The sequence below is a fragment of the Pseudomonas sp. MCal1 genome (genome assembly GCF_026341415.1).
GTDB lineage: Bacteria > Pseudomonadota > Gammaproteobacteria > Pseudomonadales > Pseudomonadaceae > Aquipseudomonas.
In genome coordinates this window covers 222037-236237 of the sequence record NZ_JAKUMP010000003.1, presented here as the reverse complement: position 1 = coordinate 236237, position 14201 = coordinate 222037, and the positions used below count along the sequence as shown (strand labels likewise).

Genomic DNA, 14201 nt, shown 5'->3' with positions numbered 1-14201 from the left:
AGACTCATGGACAAGGAAGACGTAATGACTCAATTGATCTCCCACGTATCCCCGCAATCCCTGACCGACGTGCTGCAAGCCGCCGGTTATCGTGTCAACCAGACCGAACAGAACGGCATCGTCCAGTTGCTCAGCGCCAGCCAGGGCATCGGTTACGCCTTGCGTTTCGGCAACCCGGCGGTGGCGGAACAGGGCAGCTACGTCGACTTCACCTTCAGCTGCGCCTTGCGCGTGCAGGGTGAGCTGCCGGCCGGTGTGGCGGAGCAGTGGAACGCGACCCGCCGCTTTGCCCGGTTGTCGTTGCAGGGCGAGTTCCTGGTGATGGAAATGGACGTGGTGGTGGCCGCTGGCGTCAGCAACGATCACCTGCGCGGCAACCTGGAATTGTGGGATCGCCTGTTGCAGGAATTCATCGTTTACCTGCGTGATTTCACCCAGAACGCCGCTGCCGCTCAGGCTCCAAAGGTTGAGCAAGAGGAAGTTGCGCTGTGACGAAACCTGCCATGGTAATCAGCGCCGCTGCGGTGGCGCTGTTGGTGGTGGCCGTGGCGCTGGTGGTGCGGCCGGGCAATGACCCGGTCGCCGCCCAGCAACCGGCGCCGGTGATTGCGGCGAACAATGGACCGGCAGTGGCCAGATTAGGCAATCAGCAGGTTTCGCCGGAAGAATTGCAGGCGCTGCTGGCCGCCGTACCGCCCCAGACCCGCGAACAACTGCGCGGCAATCGTGAGGCGCTGGAGCGCTGGATACGTTCACGCCTGGCCGAAAAAGCCGTGCTGGAACAGGCCGACGCCCAAGGCTGGGCGCAACGTCCGGACGTGGTTCGGCAAACCCGTGCCGCCACTGAGCAGATCGTGTTCCGCGACTATTTGCAGTCGGTGAGCCAGGTGCCGGCGGATTACCCGAGCGACGCCGAGTTGCAGCAGGCGTATGACGCGGGCAAGGCCAACTGGCAGACGCCGGCGCTGTATCGGGTCAGCCAGATTTTCCTCGGGGTGAACGAGCCGCAGAATCTTGAAACCGTGCGCAAGCAGGCTACGGAATTGAGCAAGAAAGCCCAGGCGGCCCCGGCGGAGTTTGCAGCGCTGGCCAAGGAATTTTCCCAGGACCGCCTGACCGCTGAACGTGGCGGTGACACCGGCCTGCAACCGTTGCAGCAACTGGTGCCGCAAGTGCGTGGTGCCGTGGCGCGACTCAAGGTTGGCGCGGTGTCCGATCCCGTTCAAAGCAGCGCCGGTTTCCACGTCATCAAACTCACCGAACAGCAACCGGCCCGTACCGCGACCCTCGACGAACTGCGCGATCAACTGACCCAGGCCTTGCGGGCTCAACGTCAGGAGCAGATCGCCCAGGCGTATCTGGACGGCATGCTCAACACCGCGACGCTGAGCATCGACGGAGCCGAGCTCAACAAGGTGCTGGAGGAAAAACTGTAATTCAGATCCACCACTGAACTCTGTGGGAGCGAGCTTGCTCCGGGCGGCGTTCCGACGAAAGCGGTGTATCTGGCAATGAGATGTTGCGTGTGCCGATGCCTTCGCGAGCAAGCTCGCTCCCACAATGGATTTATGCAAAGGCAAACAACAAAGATCGACAGGGAGTCATCGATGTCATTCACCGAACCCGCAGCACGACAAAGCAGCGCCGAATTTCGCTGGCCCAAGGACAAGGATGAACCCTGGCTTGCGCAAGCCGCGACGCTCGACAGTGATGTTGCGCAATACTTTCTGGTCAGCGCACGTTGCGGCTGCTTCATGCAGGCCGCCCGCAGCCTCAACGTGCGCTCGACCCTGCTGCGCAAACAACTGGCGCAACTCGAACAACAACTGCAATGCGCGCTGTTCAGCTTCCAGGGCAGCGCTCTCAGCCTGACCCGCGAAGGCCAGCAATTGCAGGCGCAACTGGTGGCCCTGGCCCACGAACGCAAACTCCCGGTGATCGAGCAGCCCCTGATCAGGCTGGCGGTCGCCGAATCGATCCTGCACGACATCCTCGGACGCGACCTCATCGCACTGCTGCGCCGCAACGCCAGCGTGCGCCTTGAGATCATCGCCCTCGACAGCGAACTGGCCCTGCGCGCCGTCAGCGCCGACATCGTGCTGTGGCTCGCCCACGGCGAAACCCCGCACCCCGGCCCGACCTTCGCCACCAGCGAACCGCAACGCCTGGCGCAACTGGAATACCAGCCGCACATCGCCAAACGCTATTCCCGCGTGACTGCACGCCCGGAAAGCCCGGATGATCTTGCCGATTTCATGTTGGTGCAATGGCAGCATGACCGGCAGATCGACAGCTTCCGGCCCTGGAACAATCTGGTCGAACAGCGCCTGGCCGGAGTGGTGCAGATGCAGTCCTACGAGCTGATGCTGGAGATGATCCGGTGCAGCGCATGCATTGGTTTGTTGCCGATGTACATGAGCCGGTTTGATCGCGGGCTGGTGGCGTTGCCGGGGTTGTTTGACGAGGCGATGCGGTTGCAGGCGTGGTTGGCGGTGAACAGTGAATCGCAGGAGGTCGGGGAGGTGCAGACCTTGGTGGAGTTGATTCAACGCACGTTCAATGAGCGACAGGAGTGGTTTGAGTAGTTTTTCTCAGATCGTAGATCGTTCCCACGTCGAGGCGTCGAACCGTCCGCGTGGGAATGCCTCAAGGGACGCTCCGCGTTCCAGCTCCGGAAGGGACGCGGAGCGTCCCGGGCTGCATTCCCACGCGGAGCGTGGGAACGATCAGGCGATCAGGTTACAGAGGCGCCTCAGTCTTCAACTCCAGATTATCCAGCGCCCGGTTCACCGCCAGTTCCCCCAGCATGATCAATTGCGCAATCCCCAGCAGCACATGCCGATGCGAGCCGTCCACCAGCCCGGCGAAGTCGGTGGCCATGGTTTTGGCCGAGGTCAGGGTTTCGCAGGCGTCGGCCAGCAGTTCTTCGCTGTCGACGCCGGGGGCGATGAGGTAGCGGGTGTTGGGTTTGAGCAGCGGTTTTCTGGGGTGGAACGGATTGAGGTAGTGATCGAGGGCGCGTTCGGCGGCTTCGTGGAATTTCTTGGAATCGAGGGTTTCGTAGGGCGAGGTCGGGTCGGTTTCGGGTGGATTGGGTGTTGGTTTGATCATGATTGAATCTCCAGAGTCATGGAGCCGCCACGATTCGCTGCGATACGAAGGGGTGGCAGCTATACGCGGGTCGCAGACCGGGACTCTAGAACCGGCAGACCCGAGGGTCTCCCACGTACAGCCGCCATAAAACTGGAGGGTGTTGTGCGTCTAGAGATCGCGGGCTGCGAGACCCGATCACTGATTCATCAGCGACCCGGAAACGATAGAGTCGGCCCCCAAGGCACACAAGCCGGCGGATTCTGGCGGATGCGTAGGCAATGGCGCAAGGCGTTGTGGCTTGCTGGAAGTTTCGGTCAACGGCTTTAAACAGGCATGGCGAATCCGTGAGGAAGCGGTTTACATTGACCGGCCACGCACTGATCCAGGAGGGATCGTTCATGCTTGAGCACAACCCCGCGATTGATCTCGAACGCTTCAACGAATGCCATCTTGAAGGCGTCACCGCGCTCTACAACGACCCGGCGTTAGCGCGGCAAGTGTTGCAGATGCCGTTTCAATCCTCCGAGATCTGGCGCCAGCGCCTGATGCCGGACAGCGAGCGGGTGTTGAAACTGGTGGCACTGCACCAAGGGGTGGTGATCGGTTATCTGGGGCTGGAGGCTTTTTCCCGGATTCGTCGCAGTCATGCCGGCAGCATCGGGCTGAGTGTTGCGGTGGCCTGGCAAGGCAAGGGGGTGGGGACGAAACTGATGGCGGCGGCGCTGGATGTTGCCGACAACTGGATGAACCTGCACCGGGTCGAGCTTTCGGTGTACGCCGACAACGAGGCGGCCATCGGCCTCTATCGCAAGTTCGGCTTCGAAACCGAAGGGCTGTTCCGCGATTACGCCGTGCGTGACGGGCAATGGGTCGACACCCTGAGCATGGCGCGTCTGCGCCAGACGCCAAAGGTTTGAAAGATCGTTCCCACGCAGACGGTTCGACGCCTCGACGTGGGAACGATCAACATCAACGGAAGTAGCTCACATTTCGAGATTGACCCACCCCGGCTTCGCCACCTCCGGCGCCACCGCCTTCACGGTTTTACCCGTAGCCATCTCAACCCGCCGCGCCACCTCCGGATCATCCGCAAACGGCGTCAGACTCGCCTCATCCAGGCTTTCAGCCGTTTCATGGCGCAAGCAATACTCCACCGACAACCACAAAAACAGCACGCCCAACACATTCAAGAAAACATCGAACATGACCGGCTCCCTTTATCAGGCGATCTGCGCTTCACGGTGGGCAATTGCAACATCCGCCACCCGCACCGTGCGCCACACGTTGTAGGCCATCAGCAGCATGCCGCTGAGGAAGAACACCCCGCCTGCAAACCGCACCACAAACCCGGGATGGCTGGCCTGCAGCGCCTCGACGAACGAATAAGTCAGCGTGCCGTCCTCGTTGATCGCTCGCCACATCAGGCCCTGGGTAATCCCGTTGACCCACATCGAAGCGATGTACAAAACGGTACCGATGGTCGCCAGCCAGAAGTGCAGGTTGATCAGCGGCGTGCTGTGCATCCGCTCGCGGCCAAAGACTTTCGGCACCATGTGATAGGTCGCGCCGAAGGTGATCATCGCCACCCAGCCGAGGGCGCCGGCGTGGACGTGGCCGATGGTCCAGTCGGTGTAGTGGGAGAGGGCGTTGACGGTCTTGATCGCCATCATCGGGCCTTCGAAGGTCGACATGCCGTAGAACGCCAGCGACAGGACGAGGAAACGCAGGATCGGGTCGGTGCGCAACTGATGCCAGGCGCCGGACAGCGTCATCATCCCGTTGATCATGCCGCCCCAGCTCGGCGCGAGCAGGATCAGCGACATCGCCATCCCCAACGACTGCGCCCAGTCCGGCAGCGCGGTGTAATGCAAGTGGTGGGGACCTGCCCAGATGTACAGGGTGATCAACGCCCAGAAGTGCACGATTGACAGGCGGTACGAATACACCGGCCGATTGACCTGTTTCGGCACGAAGTAATACATCATCCCGAGGAACCCGGTGGTCAGAAAGAAGCCCACCGCGTTGTGCCCGTACCACCACTGCACCATGGCGTCGGTGGCGCCGGAATACACCGGATAGGACTTGAACCAGTCCACCGGGATCGACAGGTGATTGACCACGTGCAGCATGGCGATCACCAGAATGAACGCGCCGAAGAACCAGTTGCCGACGTAGATGTGTTTGGTCTTGCGCTGCACCACGGTGGTGAAAAACGCGATGGCGTATGCAACCCAGACCACGGCCATCCAGACCGCGCCGGAGAATTCGATTTCGGCGTATTCCTTGGTGGTGGTGTAGCCCATCGGCAGGCTGACCAGCATGATCACGATCACTGACTGCCAGCCCCAGAAAGTGAACGCGGCAAGTTTGTCCGAGTACAGCCGCACCTGGCAGGTCCGCTGCACCGCGTAATAACTGGCGGCAAATTGCGCGCTGCCGGCGAAACCGAAAATCACCAGGCTGGTGTGCAACGGTCGCAAGCGGCCGAAGGTGGTCCACGGCAAGTCCAGACTCATGTCCGGCCATACCAGTTGCGAGGCGATCCATACCCCCATCGCCATGCCCACGACACCCCAGAAAACAGTGGCGATGACGAATTGGCGGACGACCTTGTAGTTATAAGCCTGTCCGATTGTTGCTGTGCTCATGGTCAATTCTTCCACGGTTGCAAAGTCTTGCCAGGCCACCCGGTCTGGCACGAGCTGCACTGTAGAAACCCCGCCGGAAACAAAACAGGCTCAGGAATTGTTCATTTATGCGGATCAGATCCAGGCGCTGCCTGCGGCCATCTGCCGCGCCCTGATACGGTTTTTATGCGTTCAGCTGAATCTGTAACGGGCTGCGCTGCAACGTCATAGTGCTTTCAGGAATCTGTGGGAACGAGGCATCTAGAGATTGCGCCAGATCGCGCAATCTCTAGATGCCTCGTTCCCACAGGAGTTGTGCTGAGTGCTGATGAGGTAGCCGATGTATCAATACGACGATTACGACCGGGCGCTGGTGTTCGAGCGCGTTGCGCAGTTTCGCGATCAGGTCGAGCGCTTCATGGCCGGGGAGTTGAGCGAAGAAGAATTCCTGCCGCTGCGCCTGCAGAACGGCCTGTACATGCAAAAGCACGCTTACATGCTGCGGGTGGCGATTCCCTATGGCACGCTGAGCGCCGAGCAGATGCGCACATTGGCGAGCATCGCCAGTGACTACGACCGAGGTTACGGCCACTTCACCACGCGGCAGAACATGCAGTTCAACTGGATCGAGCTGCACCAGGTGCCGGACATCCTTCAACGTCTGGCGCAGGTCAACATGCATGCGATCCAGACCTCGGGCAACTGCGTGCGCAACATCACCACCGAAGCTTTCGCCGGCGTCGCGGCGGACGAGTTGATCGACCCGCGCCCGCTGGCGGAGATCCTGCGGCAATGGTCGACGATAAACCCGGAGTTCCTGTTCCTGCCACGCAAATTCAAGATCGCCATCTGCTCGGCGAAGCAGGACCGCGCGGCGATCATGATGCATGACATCGGCCTCTATCTTTACCCCGGCCATGACGGGCAGATGCTCTTGCGAGTGATCGTCGGCGGCGGTCTGGGGCGCACGCCGATCCTCGGTTTGCAGATTCGCGACGGCTTGCCGTGGCAGCATTTGCTGTCCTATGTCGAGGCGGTGTTGCGGGTCTACAACCGCCACGGCCGTCGCGACAACAAGTACAAGGCGCGGATCAAGATTCTGGTCAAGGCGCTGGGCATCGAGGCGTTCGCCAAAGAGGTCGAGGAAGAGTGGCAACACCTCAAGGACGGCCCGGCGCAACTGACGGAGGATGAATACCAGCGAGTCGCCAGTGCTTTCGTGCCGCCGAGCTATCGCACGCTGGCGGATACGGATCTGGATTTCGGCACGCACCTGGCCGAGAACGCGGCGTTCGCCCGCTGGGTCGCGCGCAACGTGCAGCCGCACAAGGTGCCGGGCTACACCAGCGTGGTGCTGTCGACCAAACCGGGCCTGGCTTCGCCACCGGGGGATGTGACCGGTTTGCAGATGCTGGCCGTGGCCGACTGGTCGGAGCGCTTCGGTTTTGGCGAAATTCGCATCGCCCACGAGCAGAACATCGTCCTGCCGGACGTGCCCAAATCCGAGCTTTTTGCGTTGTGGCAACTGGCGAAAGAGCAGGGCCTGGGGGCCGCCAACGTCGGTCTGCTGACCGACATCATTGCCTGCCCCGGCGGGGATTTCTGTGCGCTGGCCAACGCCAAATCGATCCCGATTGCCCAGGCGATTCAGGCACGCTTTGACAACCTCGACTACCTGCACGATCTGGGCGACATCAGCCTGAACATTTCCGGCTGCATGAACGCCTGCGGCCATCATCACATCGGCAACATCGGGATCCTCGGCGTCGATAAAAACGGCAGCGAGTGGTACCAGATCACCCTCGGCGGTGCTCAGGGCAAGAACAGCGCACTGGGCAAAGTCATCGGTCCGTCGTTCAGCGCCGCTGAAGTGCCGCAGGTGATCGAGCGGATCATCGGCACCTTCGTCCGTTATCGCGAGGCCGAAGAGTTGTTCGTCGATACCGTGGCGCGCATCGGACTGGAGCCGTTCAAGGAACGGATCTACCCGAAATCGCTGGAGGTGCCGGCATGAACAATCTGCTGCGCATGGAGGCGGGCGGGGCGCGGATCGTGCTCGACGATCCATGGACGCTGATCCGCTCGCCTGAAACGGAGGCCGGCGTCGGGATGTTGATTCTGCCGCTGGCCCACTGGCTTGAATCGCCCTCGACCCATGCGGTCTGGCTCGGCCCGGACGATGGCGTCGAAAGCCTGCTGCCATGGCTGACCTCGCTGCCGTTGATCGCCCTCGACTTCCCGAGCTTTCGCGATGGCCGCGCCTACAGTCAGGCCTATCTGCTGCGCAGCCGTTTCGGCTGGAAAGGCGAGTTGCGCGCCATTGGCGATGTGCTGCGCGACCAGCTCAGCCATATGCGCCAATGCGGTTTCGACAGCTTCGCGGTGCGCGAGGATAAATCCGCCGAGGATGCGCTCAAGGGCCTGGCCGGGATGAGCGTGTTGTACGGGCGCTCGGTGATCGAACCGCGACCGCTGTTCCGGCGCAGGTGATGCAGGGGAAACCCCTAGAACCCTGATGAATCGGGGATTTTCCCTTGGGTCGATGGTGGCCTTTTGGTAGAGTCCCCGTCGCCAGCGGGTTTTCGGCTGGACGACGGAACGAAGAAGGGAGTCTGATCAGTGAGTCCGGGCAAAAAAATTCTGGGCATCACCGCGTTGCTGCTGATGGTGACGCTGTGGGCCGGTTACATCTATGTGTTCAACGAAAACCGTGGCGGTCAGCTCGGTGGCGTCGGCGAAAGCACCGCCTGGTGCGGCACGCCGCCGAACACACAAGCGGCGCTGCAGGGCAAGGATCAATTGACCTTGCGCATCACCAACAACCTGCGTGGCGAGTTCATGCTCAGCGGCGCGGTGGTGGTCTCCGAACGTACTTTCAACCGCTATGACCTGGGCCGCAACGAACTGCGTCTGCGCCTGGAACCGTTGCAGTGGTCGTTTGGCGTCACGCCGATCTTCCTTGAACAGGTGAAAGTCCTGCCCCTGAGCCGCAACCTCGCCTCGACCGACAAGAGCGCCTTCGCCGAACTCGAATCGCGCCCGATCAGCGTTCAGGGCCGGGTCACCGAGTTTCCCTTCGACACCTATCGCTACGGCTACAAACCGGTGCTGTATTACCTCAAGGGCAGCGAGCGTATCGACCTGCGCTTCAAGAACATCACCACGCTGATGGAGATGTCCAACACCTTCACGCCGATCCAGAAGTACAACCGCGCTGACTACATCAACGAGAAAAACTCGATGATCCGCGACGAAGACTACAAGGCCTACGGCCCCCACGAATGCGCGTTCAGCGTCGAGCGCAAAGGCTCGTTCAAGGTCGTGGTGCTGTTGATGCTGCTGGTGCTCTGCCTGCCGTTGCTGCTGGTGTTCTACCGCGATGAACCGGGGATCGACTTCCTCGCCACGCTGGTGGGAATCGGCGTGGTACGCACTGTGCTGGTGGGGCCGGTGCAGGATTTCCAGCTGTACAACATCGATTTTCTGTTCGGAGCGGCAATTTTGCTGGTGGGCACGGTGTCGCTGATCAAGGCGATGCGGGCAAACAGCCGGCGGGAGATGGCGTTGAGGAGCGGGGAGACTTCGAGCTGGTAGCAGGAAGCTTCAAGTACCGGTGATGGCCCGGGCCCTTCAAATGTCCGGGCCCGGCATTGCCCAGTGTCGGCGTTTCTGATCGCAAACGACGCGGATTCAGCTATACCTGTAACTCCCCCGACGCAATAAATTCGGCCTTCCGACAGGAGTTACAGCATGAAGCTAGCCGTAATGATGAGCACCCTGTGCATTGCCACGCTGGGCGTAGTGGGCTGCTCCAGCAAAACCGTCGCACCCGACGAATACTCAGGCTTCCTCAAGGACTACAGTCAGCTCAGGGAGGCCAAATCTCCGTCGGGGGCCGAAGTGATGCGCTGGATCGACCCGAAAATCGACATCGGCAAATTCACCAGCGTCTACGTCGAACCGACCCAGCTCTATCCCAAACCGCAACCCACCGTGAAGATTCCGCAGCAGACCCTCAACGGCATCACCAGCTACTACGATCAGGCACTCAAGCGTGAATTGGGCAAATCCCTGCCGCTGGCCTCAGGCCCCGGACCGGGTGTGATCGTGGTGCGCGCGGCCATCACCGCCGTGAGCAGCAAGACCGAAGGCCTGCATGCCTATGAAGTGATTCCGATTGCTCTGGTCGCCGCAGCGGTCAGTACCGCCAGCGGGATTCGTGATCAGGAAACCACCCTGGCGACCGAAGCGGTGTTCCTCGACGGCGGCACCAATAAGGTGGCGGCGCAGGTGGTGCGCAAGGGCACCGGCAAACCACTGGAAAACGATTCGCAGGTGATGAAGGCCGATGACGTGAAAAGCGTGATCGACGGCTGGGCGGCGGATCTGCATCAGTCCTACCTCAAGCTCAAGGCCAAGTAAGACCGGCGCGCCGGGTTGCCCCAACGGACGACCCGGCGGGGTCACTGCGTCAGAAGTTGGCGCGTGCCAGTCGGTTGTAATGGCTGAGCAAGCCGTCGTAACTGCGGGTCACGGCGTAATAGTCCTCGCTCAGGCGCTGAGGCTGTGCATGGTTCTGCCAGTCTGCCTGCAGGGTGTTCAACGCCTCGAGATAGTTTTGCCCCGGCTCGCCAATGCGCAGCCACAGATCACGCGCGGCATCGGTCTTGTTCTGGAACCCACCGGTGCGCGGCGCGAGCCAGGGTTCGCGACGGTTCCAGGCCTGTTGCAGCTTTGCGATGGTCTCGGCCAGCAATTTCGGGGTCAGGGTGCGGTTTTTCATCGCTTCGTCGAGCACATCGACGGTCTCCCGCGCCTGAATCATGTACGCCAGCAAGTCCCAGTGAATGTCCCTGCCCAGACGCGCTTCGATCAGCTTGAGCTGTTCGGGACGCTGCGCGGCGTCGAGCGGCAGCAGGCTTTGCCGCAGAGCCGTCGAAGTGCCGATGTACTCCTGTGACACGCGCTCGATCGCCGCGAGTTCGCCAGGGGAGGGCTGTTGCGATCCGGAGATGAAACTCGCCTCTCGATAAAAGCGCGCTGGAGCAATGGTCGTCGTGACGTGATTCAGCGCCCGGACATACTCGTTGGCCTGTCGCGCCAGCTCTGGTTGCCAGGTCAGCAATTCGAGTTTTTCCGTGAGGCCCTGACCGCAGACATCACGCTGTATGTCGCGCACGTTGAACGCGTCACTGTCGTCGAAATCCTTGAGGCTCTTCAACCAGCGCTGGTCGCGAGGCAAGGGCGGTTGAGGGTTCTTGTAGCGATCGTAGGCCGCTCGCCATTGCACGTCGATCCGGTTGACGCACGCGATCAGCGGGCTCAGGGCATTGGCCTGAGCGGTGACCGGCGCATCGCGTCCATCCAGCCAGAGATCGAGCTGGAGGAAAGGTCGGGTCGCACTGGTCAGCGCCATCACCACCAGCGCGAAGAAAATACCGACGCAAAACATCACTCTGCTGCTCATGGTCGCGCCTCCTTGCCGTACCACTGTTCAACGGTGGCCGGTGCGCTGCATTCGGCGGTGGTGGCCGGCAAGCGGCTGCACAGGCGTTCGGTCCAGGGTTGCAGGCCCTGATTGCGATTGACTGTGCCTTGGCTGGCGACCACCTTGAACACGCCGAGCACAAGGGCCAGCACTACAATCCCGAGGATCGTCACGCCGACTTTCACGGCAGGTCGGCTCTCTTCCCAGGACACCCGTGGCCGGGACTGCCAGCGCCGCACCAGTCCGAACGATGCAAGGGTTGCGGCATACACCACGCCGGCAATCGGGCCGAAAAACCAGCCAAGCCCGGCCACCATCAGCGCGCCGGGCACGAAGTCGCGCAGCACGCCGAACGGCGGCGAGTCTTTGAGGGATCCGGGGCAAAGACTTGCGCTGAGCCGGTCATCCAGCCGCCATACGCGATGTGCAACGTTGTGCACCAGCCAATTGAGCCCCGCCACGATCACGCCAAACACCACGGTCGAGATCATGACGATATTGATCAGTCCACTGAGGCGCGCGCCCAACGGAATGTAATGGGTGAACGCGCCGATCAGGCAGGCCAACACCACGCCCACGTAGGTTGGCCAGTCGTTGAAACTCAGTTCCCAGTCGCGCCAGAAAAACGCCGTGCCGCCGGGCATCTGCGCGCAGACATTGGGGTGATTGGCGTACAGCTCGGAACTCAATTTGCGGCACTGCGCCCAGTCTTCTTCGCGCAAGCGTCGGGCCAGCGCACGGCGGGCGCTGAACGAGCCGGTACCCAGCAGCAGGCGGGCGGCGCGGTGTTCGGGGGTGGCGGGTGGTTCCAGGGCGAGCTGTTGCTGGCGTGCCACAAAAAACGGCGCATTTTGTCGAGCCAGCAGACGTTGCCATTCGCCGTCAGGGCAGGGATTTCCTGTGCCGCCGTGCCAACCCTGACCGGTGCGCACCCGTTCGAATACCTCGGGAGACCAGAAAGACGAATCCAGCAGCATCTGGCTCAGGGCACGGTTGAACCATTGCTGATGTTGTTCAATCGCCAGCCAGTTGAAATCCGCACGGCGGGCGTAGGCCTGGAGGAATTCGTCAACGTCTTCGCGTTCGAGGGCATCACGCATCGGTTGCGTGATACGCGTGCGCTGCCGGGCCAGCAACAGCTCGATCGATTCCTCATCCAGCTCCAGCCGTTGCCAGGCGCTGAACCAGAAAAAGGTCGGCACTGCCCAGTCCACCAGAGTGTCGGAGGATTGCGGGTGTTCGATGCAGTGATGCAGTAGCGTGTCCTCGAAGATGTGCGCACAGCCTTGTTCGAGGGCGATGGTGTGGCGACGTTCGAGCTCTTCAACGCTGAGCCCGTCCAGCGAGCGGGTTGCCAGTTGCAGGGCGTCGACCTCGACCACGGTCAGGCCGCTCAAGTCCCAGGATTCCTCAATGCGCTGGTCCTGCGCTTGTTCCTGCACTTCGTCCTGATCCTGCGCGTGATACTGCTGCCATTCCTTGTAGGCCAGCGCCTGCTCATAGGCATCGCGCAGTCGCTGGAAACCCTCGGGGTCGTCGTCGGGGCGGGTCTGTTTGAGCAGGACGGCATATTGGCGTTTGATAGTGCGCACATCGGCGTCGGCCGACAGGCCAAGGACGGTCCAGCAACTCATTGCGATGACAACTCCATAAAAACCGCGACGCGATCCAGTGGTGGCATTGTGATGTTGCGCACCCTACCTGTTTCGCGTCGAAAAGTCCTCGTGTCTCGTTCAGTCGCCACCGGCCTTACAGAAAATGCTGATGTTCTCCATCCGGGCTTCAGTGTTTTTTGGCTTGTTCGCGTATGCGTTCTTCCTGCTCGCGCAGTTCCGGGGTGAACTCGGCACCGAAATCTTCCGCGCTGAACACCTGGCGAATCTCGATTTCCGATTCAGTGCCCGGCATGGGGTTCGGGCAGCGCTTGACCCATTCGATGGCTTCTTCTTTGGACTTCACGTCCCAGATCCAGTAGCCGGCGATCAGCTCCTTGGTTTCAGCGAACGGGCCGTCGATCACGCTACGGTTTTCGCCGCTGAAGCGCACACGGGCGCCTTTGCTGCTGGGGTGCAGGCCGTCGGCGGAAACCAGAATGCCGGCCTTGGCCAGTTCCTCGTTGTAATTGCCCATGTCGGTCAGCAGTTGCTCGCTGGGCATCACGCCGGCTTCGGAGTCGTGGCTGGCTTTGACAATGATCATGAAGCGCATGGTGTTTCTCCACAGTCAGGTAGGGGATTCATGGCTTAGTCGAACGGCTCGGGTCGGAATCGACAGGTCGTTAAAGAAAAGATGCAGACTTGCGTTTTAACAAGCAGCACCTTCTTTGAGAGCAGGGATATGGGAAGCCTGGAGAATGTGTATCCAGTTTTGGGCGCCAGCACATGACAATTTCAGTTCAGGCATAGGTCGTCGGACAATTTCGTGGTTAACTTCCGCCTCTTGCATGCTTTCCCAACAACGTTAAGAAGGACTCCGTTCATGGCTCAAGTCACGCTCAAAGGCAACCCGGTTCAAGTCAACGGCCAACTGCCACAAGCCGGTTCCAAGGCGCCAGCCTTTTCCCTGGTAGCCGGCAATCTGTCCGACGTCACCCTGAAAGACTTCGCCGGCAAGCGCAAAGTGCTGAACATCTTCCCAAGCGTCGACACCCCGACCTGCGCCACTTCCGTTCGCAAGTTCAACGCTCAGGCCAACGACATCAGCAACACCGTGGTGCTGTGCATCTCGGCTGACCTGCCGTTCGCCCAGGCTCGCTTCTGCGGCGCCGAAGGCCTGGAAAACGTACAAAACCTGTCGACCCTGCGCGGCGCCGAGTTCATCGAGAACTACGGTGTGGCCATCGCTGACGGCCCGCTGAAAGGTCTGACCGCCCGTGCGGTGGTTGTTCTGGACGAAAACGACAACGTCCTGTACAGCGAACTGGTCAAGGAAATTGCAGAAGAGCCTAACTACGAAGCGGCACTCTCGGTTTTGAAATAAGTGTTCTGAACAGC

The 14201-nt window shown here is 61.0% G+C and carries 15 protein-coding genes; 9 read left to right on the top strand and 6 right to left on the bottom strand.

Annotated elements, in window-relative coordinates; translation table 11 throughout:
* The first annotated feature begins 24 nt into the window (after positions 1-24).
* The 3 genes from MKZ87_RS06865 (at position 25) to MKZ87_RS06855 (ending at position 2585) form a co-directional block, all read left to right on the top strand.
* A complete protein-coding gene (locus tag MKZ87_RS06865; RefSeq protein ID WP_085703970.1) occupies positions 25-492 on the top strand; it encodes a YbjN domain-containing protein in 468 nt (155 codons plus the stop codon).
* Between the two features lie 11 nt (positions 493-503).
* On the top strand, positions 504-1436 hold the full coding sequence (locus MKZ87_RS06860) for a peptidylprolyl isomerase (RefSeq protein ID WP_416383546.1): 933 nt from the start codon (positions 504-506) through the stop codon (positions 1434-1436).
* Positions 1437-1607: 171 nt separating this feature from the next.
* Positions 1608-2585: a LysR family transcriptional regulator gene (locus tag MKZ87_RS06855; RefSeq protein ID WP_234205147.1), complete on the top strand. Its 978-nt coding sequence runs from the start codon at positions 1608-1610 to the stop codon at positions 2583-2585.
* Positions 2586-2739: 154 nt separating this feature from the next.
* On the opposite strand, the gene MKZ87_RS06850 is transcribed toward MKZ87_RS06855, so the two are convergent.
* Positions 2740-3111, bottom strand: coding sequence for a DUF6124 family protein (locus MKZ87_RS06850; RefSeq protein WP_234205149.1), 372 nt, complete (start codon positions 3109-3111; stop codon positions 2740-2742).
* Between the two features lie 380 nt (positions 3112-3491).
* On the opposite strand from MKZ87_RS06850, the gene MKZ87_RS06845 reads away from it, so the two are divergent.
* Positions 3492-4010, top strand: coding sequence for a GNAT family N-acetyltransferase (locus MKZ87_RS06845; RefSeq protein WP_085700714.1), 519 nt, complete (start codon positions 3492-3494; stop codon positions 4008-4010).
* 66 nt (positions 4011-4076) lie between these two features.
* Here the strand turns inward: MKZ87_RS06845 and MKZ87_RS06840 are convergent, their stop codons facing one another.
* Together MKZ87_RS06840 and ccoN are read right to left on the bottom strand one after the other, a co-directional pair.
* On the bottom strand, positions 4077-4298 hold the full coding sequence (locus tag MKZ87_RS06840; protein WP_266200468.1) for a cbb3-type cytochrome c oxidase subunit 3: 222 nt from the start codon (positions 4296-4298) through the stop codon (positions 4077-4079).
* A gap of 15 nt (positions 4299-4313) precedes the next feature.
* Positions 4314-5741 carry a cytochrome-c oxidase, cbb3-type subunit I gene (gene ccoN / locus MKZ87_RS06835; protein WP_266200467.1) on the bottom strand — a complete coding sequence of 476 codons (1428 nt, stop codon included), beginning with the start codon at positions 5739-5741 and terminating at the stop codon, positions 4314-4316.
* A 319-nt stretch (positions 5742-6060) separates the two neighbouring features.
* Between ccoN and MKZ87_RS06830 the strand changes: the two genes are divergently transcribed.
* The 4 genes from MKZ87_RS06830 (at position 6061) to MKZ87_RS06815 (ending at position 10142) form a co-directional block, all read left to right on the top strand.
* A complete protein-coding gene (locus MKZ87_RS06830; RefSeq protein WP_266200466.1) occupies positions 6061-7734 on the top strand; it encodes a nitrite/sulfite reductase in 1674 nt (557 codons plus the stop codon).
* Positions 7731-8210: a DUF934 domain-containing protein gene (locus MKZ87_RS06825; RefSeq protein WP_266200465.1), complete on the top strand. Its 480-nt coding sequence runs from the start codon at positions 7731-7733 to the stop codon at positions 8208-8210. The genes MKZ87_RS06830 and MKZ87_RS06825 overlap by 4 nt, the downstream gene beginning before the upstream one ends.
* Positions 8211-8339: 129 nt before the next feature.
* The gene (locus MKZ87_RS06820; RefSeq protein ID WP_234205153.1) at positions 8340-9314 is read left to right on the top strand and encodes a hypothetical protein; all 975 of its coding nucleotides are present in this window, start codon (positions 8340-8342) and stop codon (positions 9312-9314) included.
* Between the two features lie 156 nt (positions 9315-9470).
* Complete coding sequence (locus MKZ87_RS06815) at positions 9471-10142, top strand: DUF3313 domain-containing protein (protein ID WP_207986093.1); 672 nt, start codon at positions 9471-9473, stop codon at positions 10140-10142.
* A 49-nt stretch (positions 10143-10191) separates the two neighbouring features.
* On the opposite strand, the gene MKZ87_RS06810 is transcribed toward MKZ87_RS06815, so the two are convergent.
* From MKZ87_RS06810 to MKZ87_RS06800, 3 genes are all read right to left on the bottom strand, one after another.
* Positions 10192-11187, bottom strand: coding sequence for a DUF3829 domain-containing protein (locus tag MKZ87_RS06810; RefSeq protein ID WP_266200464.1), 996 nt, complete (start codon positions 11185-11187; stop codon positions 10192-10194).
* A complete protein-coding gene (locus MKZ87_RS06805; protein WP_266200463.1) occupies positions 11184-12842 on the bottom strand; it encodes a J domain-containing protein in 1659 nt (552 codons plus the stop codon). The genes MKZ87_RS06810 and MKZ87_RS06805 overlap by 4 nt, the downstream gene beginning before the upstream one ends.
* Positions 12843-12990: 148 nt before the next feature.
* Entirely contained in the window at positions 12991-13416 is a 426-nt protein-coding gene (locus tag MKZ87_RS06800) for a YciI family protein (protein ID WP_074690904.1), read from the bottom strand.
* A 270-nt stretch (positions 13417-13686) separates the two neighbouring features.
* Between MKZ87_RS06800 and tpx the strand changes: the two genes are divergently transcribed.
* Positions 13687-14187 (top strand): thiol peroxidase, encoded by a 501-nt coding sequence (tpx, locus tag MKZ87_RS06795; RefSeq protein ID WP_266200462.1) that lies wholly within the window; start codon positions 13687-13689, stop codon positions 14185-14187.
* Positions 14188-14201: the final 14 nt, after the last annotated feature.

Bases quoted from the DNA above. Each gene is read 5' to 3' on its own strand.
- MKZ87_RS06845 (WP_085700714.1), top strand. From the start codon at position 3,492: ATGCTTGAGCACAACCCCGCGATTGATCTCGAACGCTTCAACGAATGC.
- MKZ87_RS06840 (WP_266200468.1), bottom strand. From the start codon at position 4,298: ATGTTCGATGTTTTCTTGAATGTGTTGGGCGTGCTGTTTTTGTGGTTG.
- MKZ87_RS06860 (WP_416383546.1), top strand. From the start codon at position 504: ATGGTAATCAGCGCCGCTGCGGTGGCGCTGTTGGTGGTGGCCGTGGCG.
- MKZ87_RS06825 (WP_266200465.1), top strand. From the start codon at position 7,731: ATGAACAATCTGCTGCGCATGGAGGCGGGCGGGGCGCGGATCGTGCTC.
- MKZ87_RS06830 (WP_266200466.1), top strand. From the start codon at position 6,061: ATGTATCAATACGACGATTACGACCGGGCGCTGGTGTTCGAGCGCGTT.
- MKZ87_RS06855 (WP_234205147.1), top strand. From the start codon at position 1,608: ATGTCATTCACCGAACCCGCAGCACGACAAAGCAGCGCCGAATTTCGC.
- MKZ87_RS06800 (WP_074690904.1), bottom strand. From the start codon at position 13,416: ATGCGCTTCATGATCATTGTCAAAGCCAGCCACGACTCCGAAGCCGGC.
- MKZ87_RS06810 (WP_266200464.1), bottom strand. From the start codon at position 11,187: ATGAGCAGCAGAGTGATGTTTTGCGTCGGTATTTTCTTCGCGCTGGTG.
- tpx (WP_266200462.1), top strand. From the start codon at position 13,687: ATGGCTCAAGTCACGCTCAAAGGCAACCCGGTTCAAGTCAACGGCCAA.
- ccoN (WP_266200467.1), bottom strand. From the start codon at position 5,741: ATGAGCACAGCAACAATCGGACAGGCTTATAACTACAAGGTCGTCCGC.
- MKZ87_RS06805 (WP_266200463.1), bottom strand. From the start codon at position 12,842: ATGAGTTGCTGGACCGTCCTTGGCCTGTCGGCCGACGCCGATGTGCGC.
- MKZ87_RS06850 (WP_234205149.1), bottom strand. From the start codon at position 3,111: ATGATCAAACCAACACCCAATCCACCCGAAACCGACCCGACCTCGCCC.
- MKZ87_RS06815 (WP_207986093.1), top strand. From the start codon at position 9,471: ATGAAGCTAGCCGTAATGATGAGCACCCTGTGCATTGCCACGCTGGGC.
- MKZ87_RS06865 (WP_085703970.1), top strand. From the start codon at position 25: ATGACTCAATTGATCTCCCACGTATCCCCGCAATCCCTGACCGACGTG.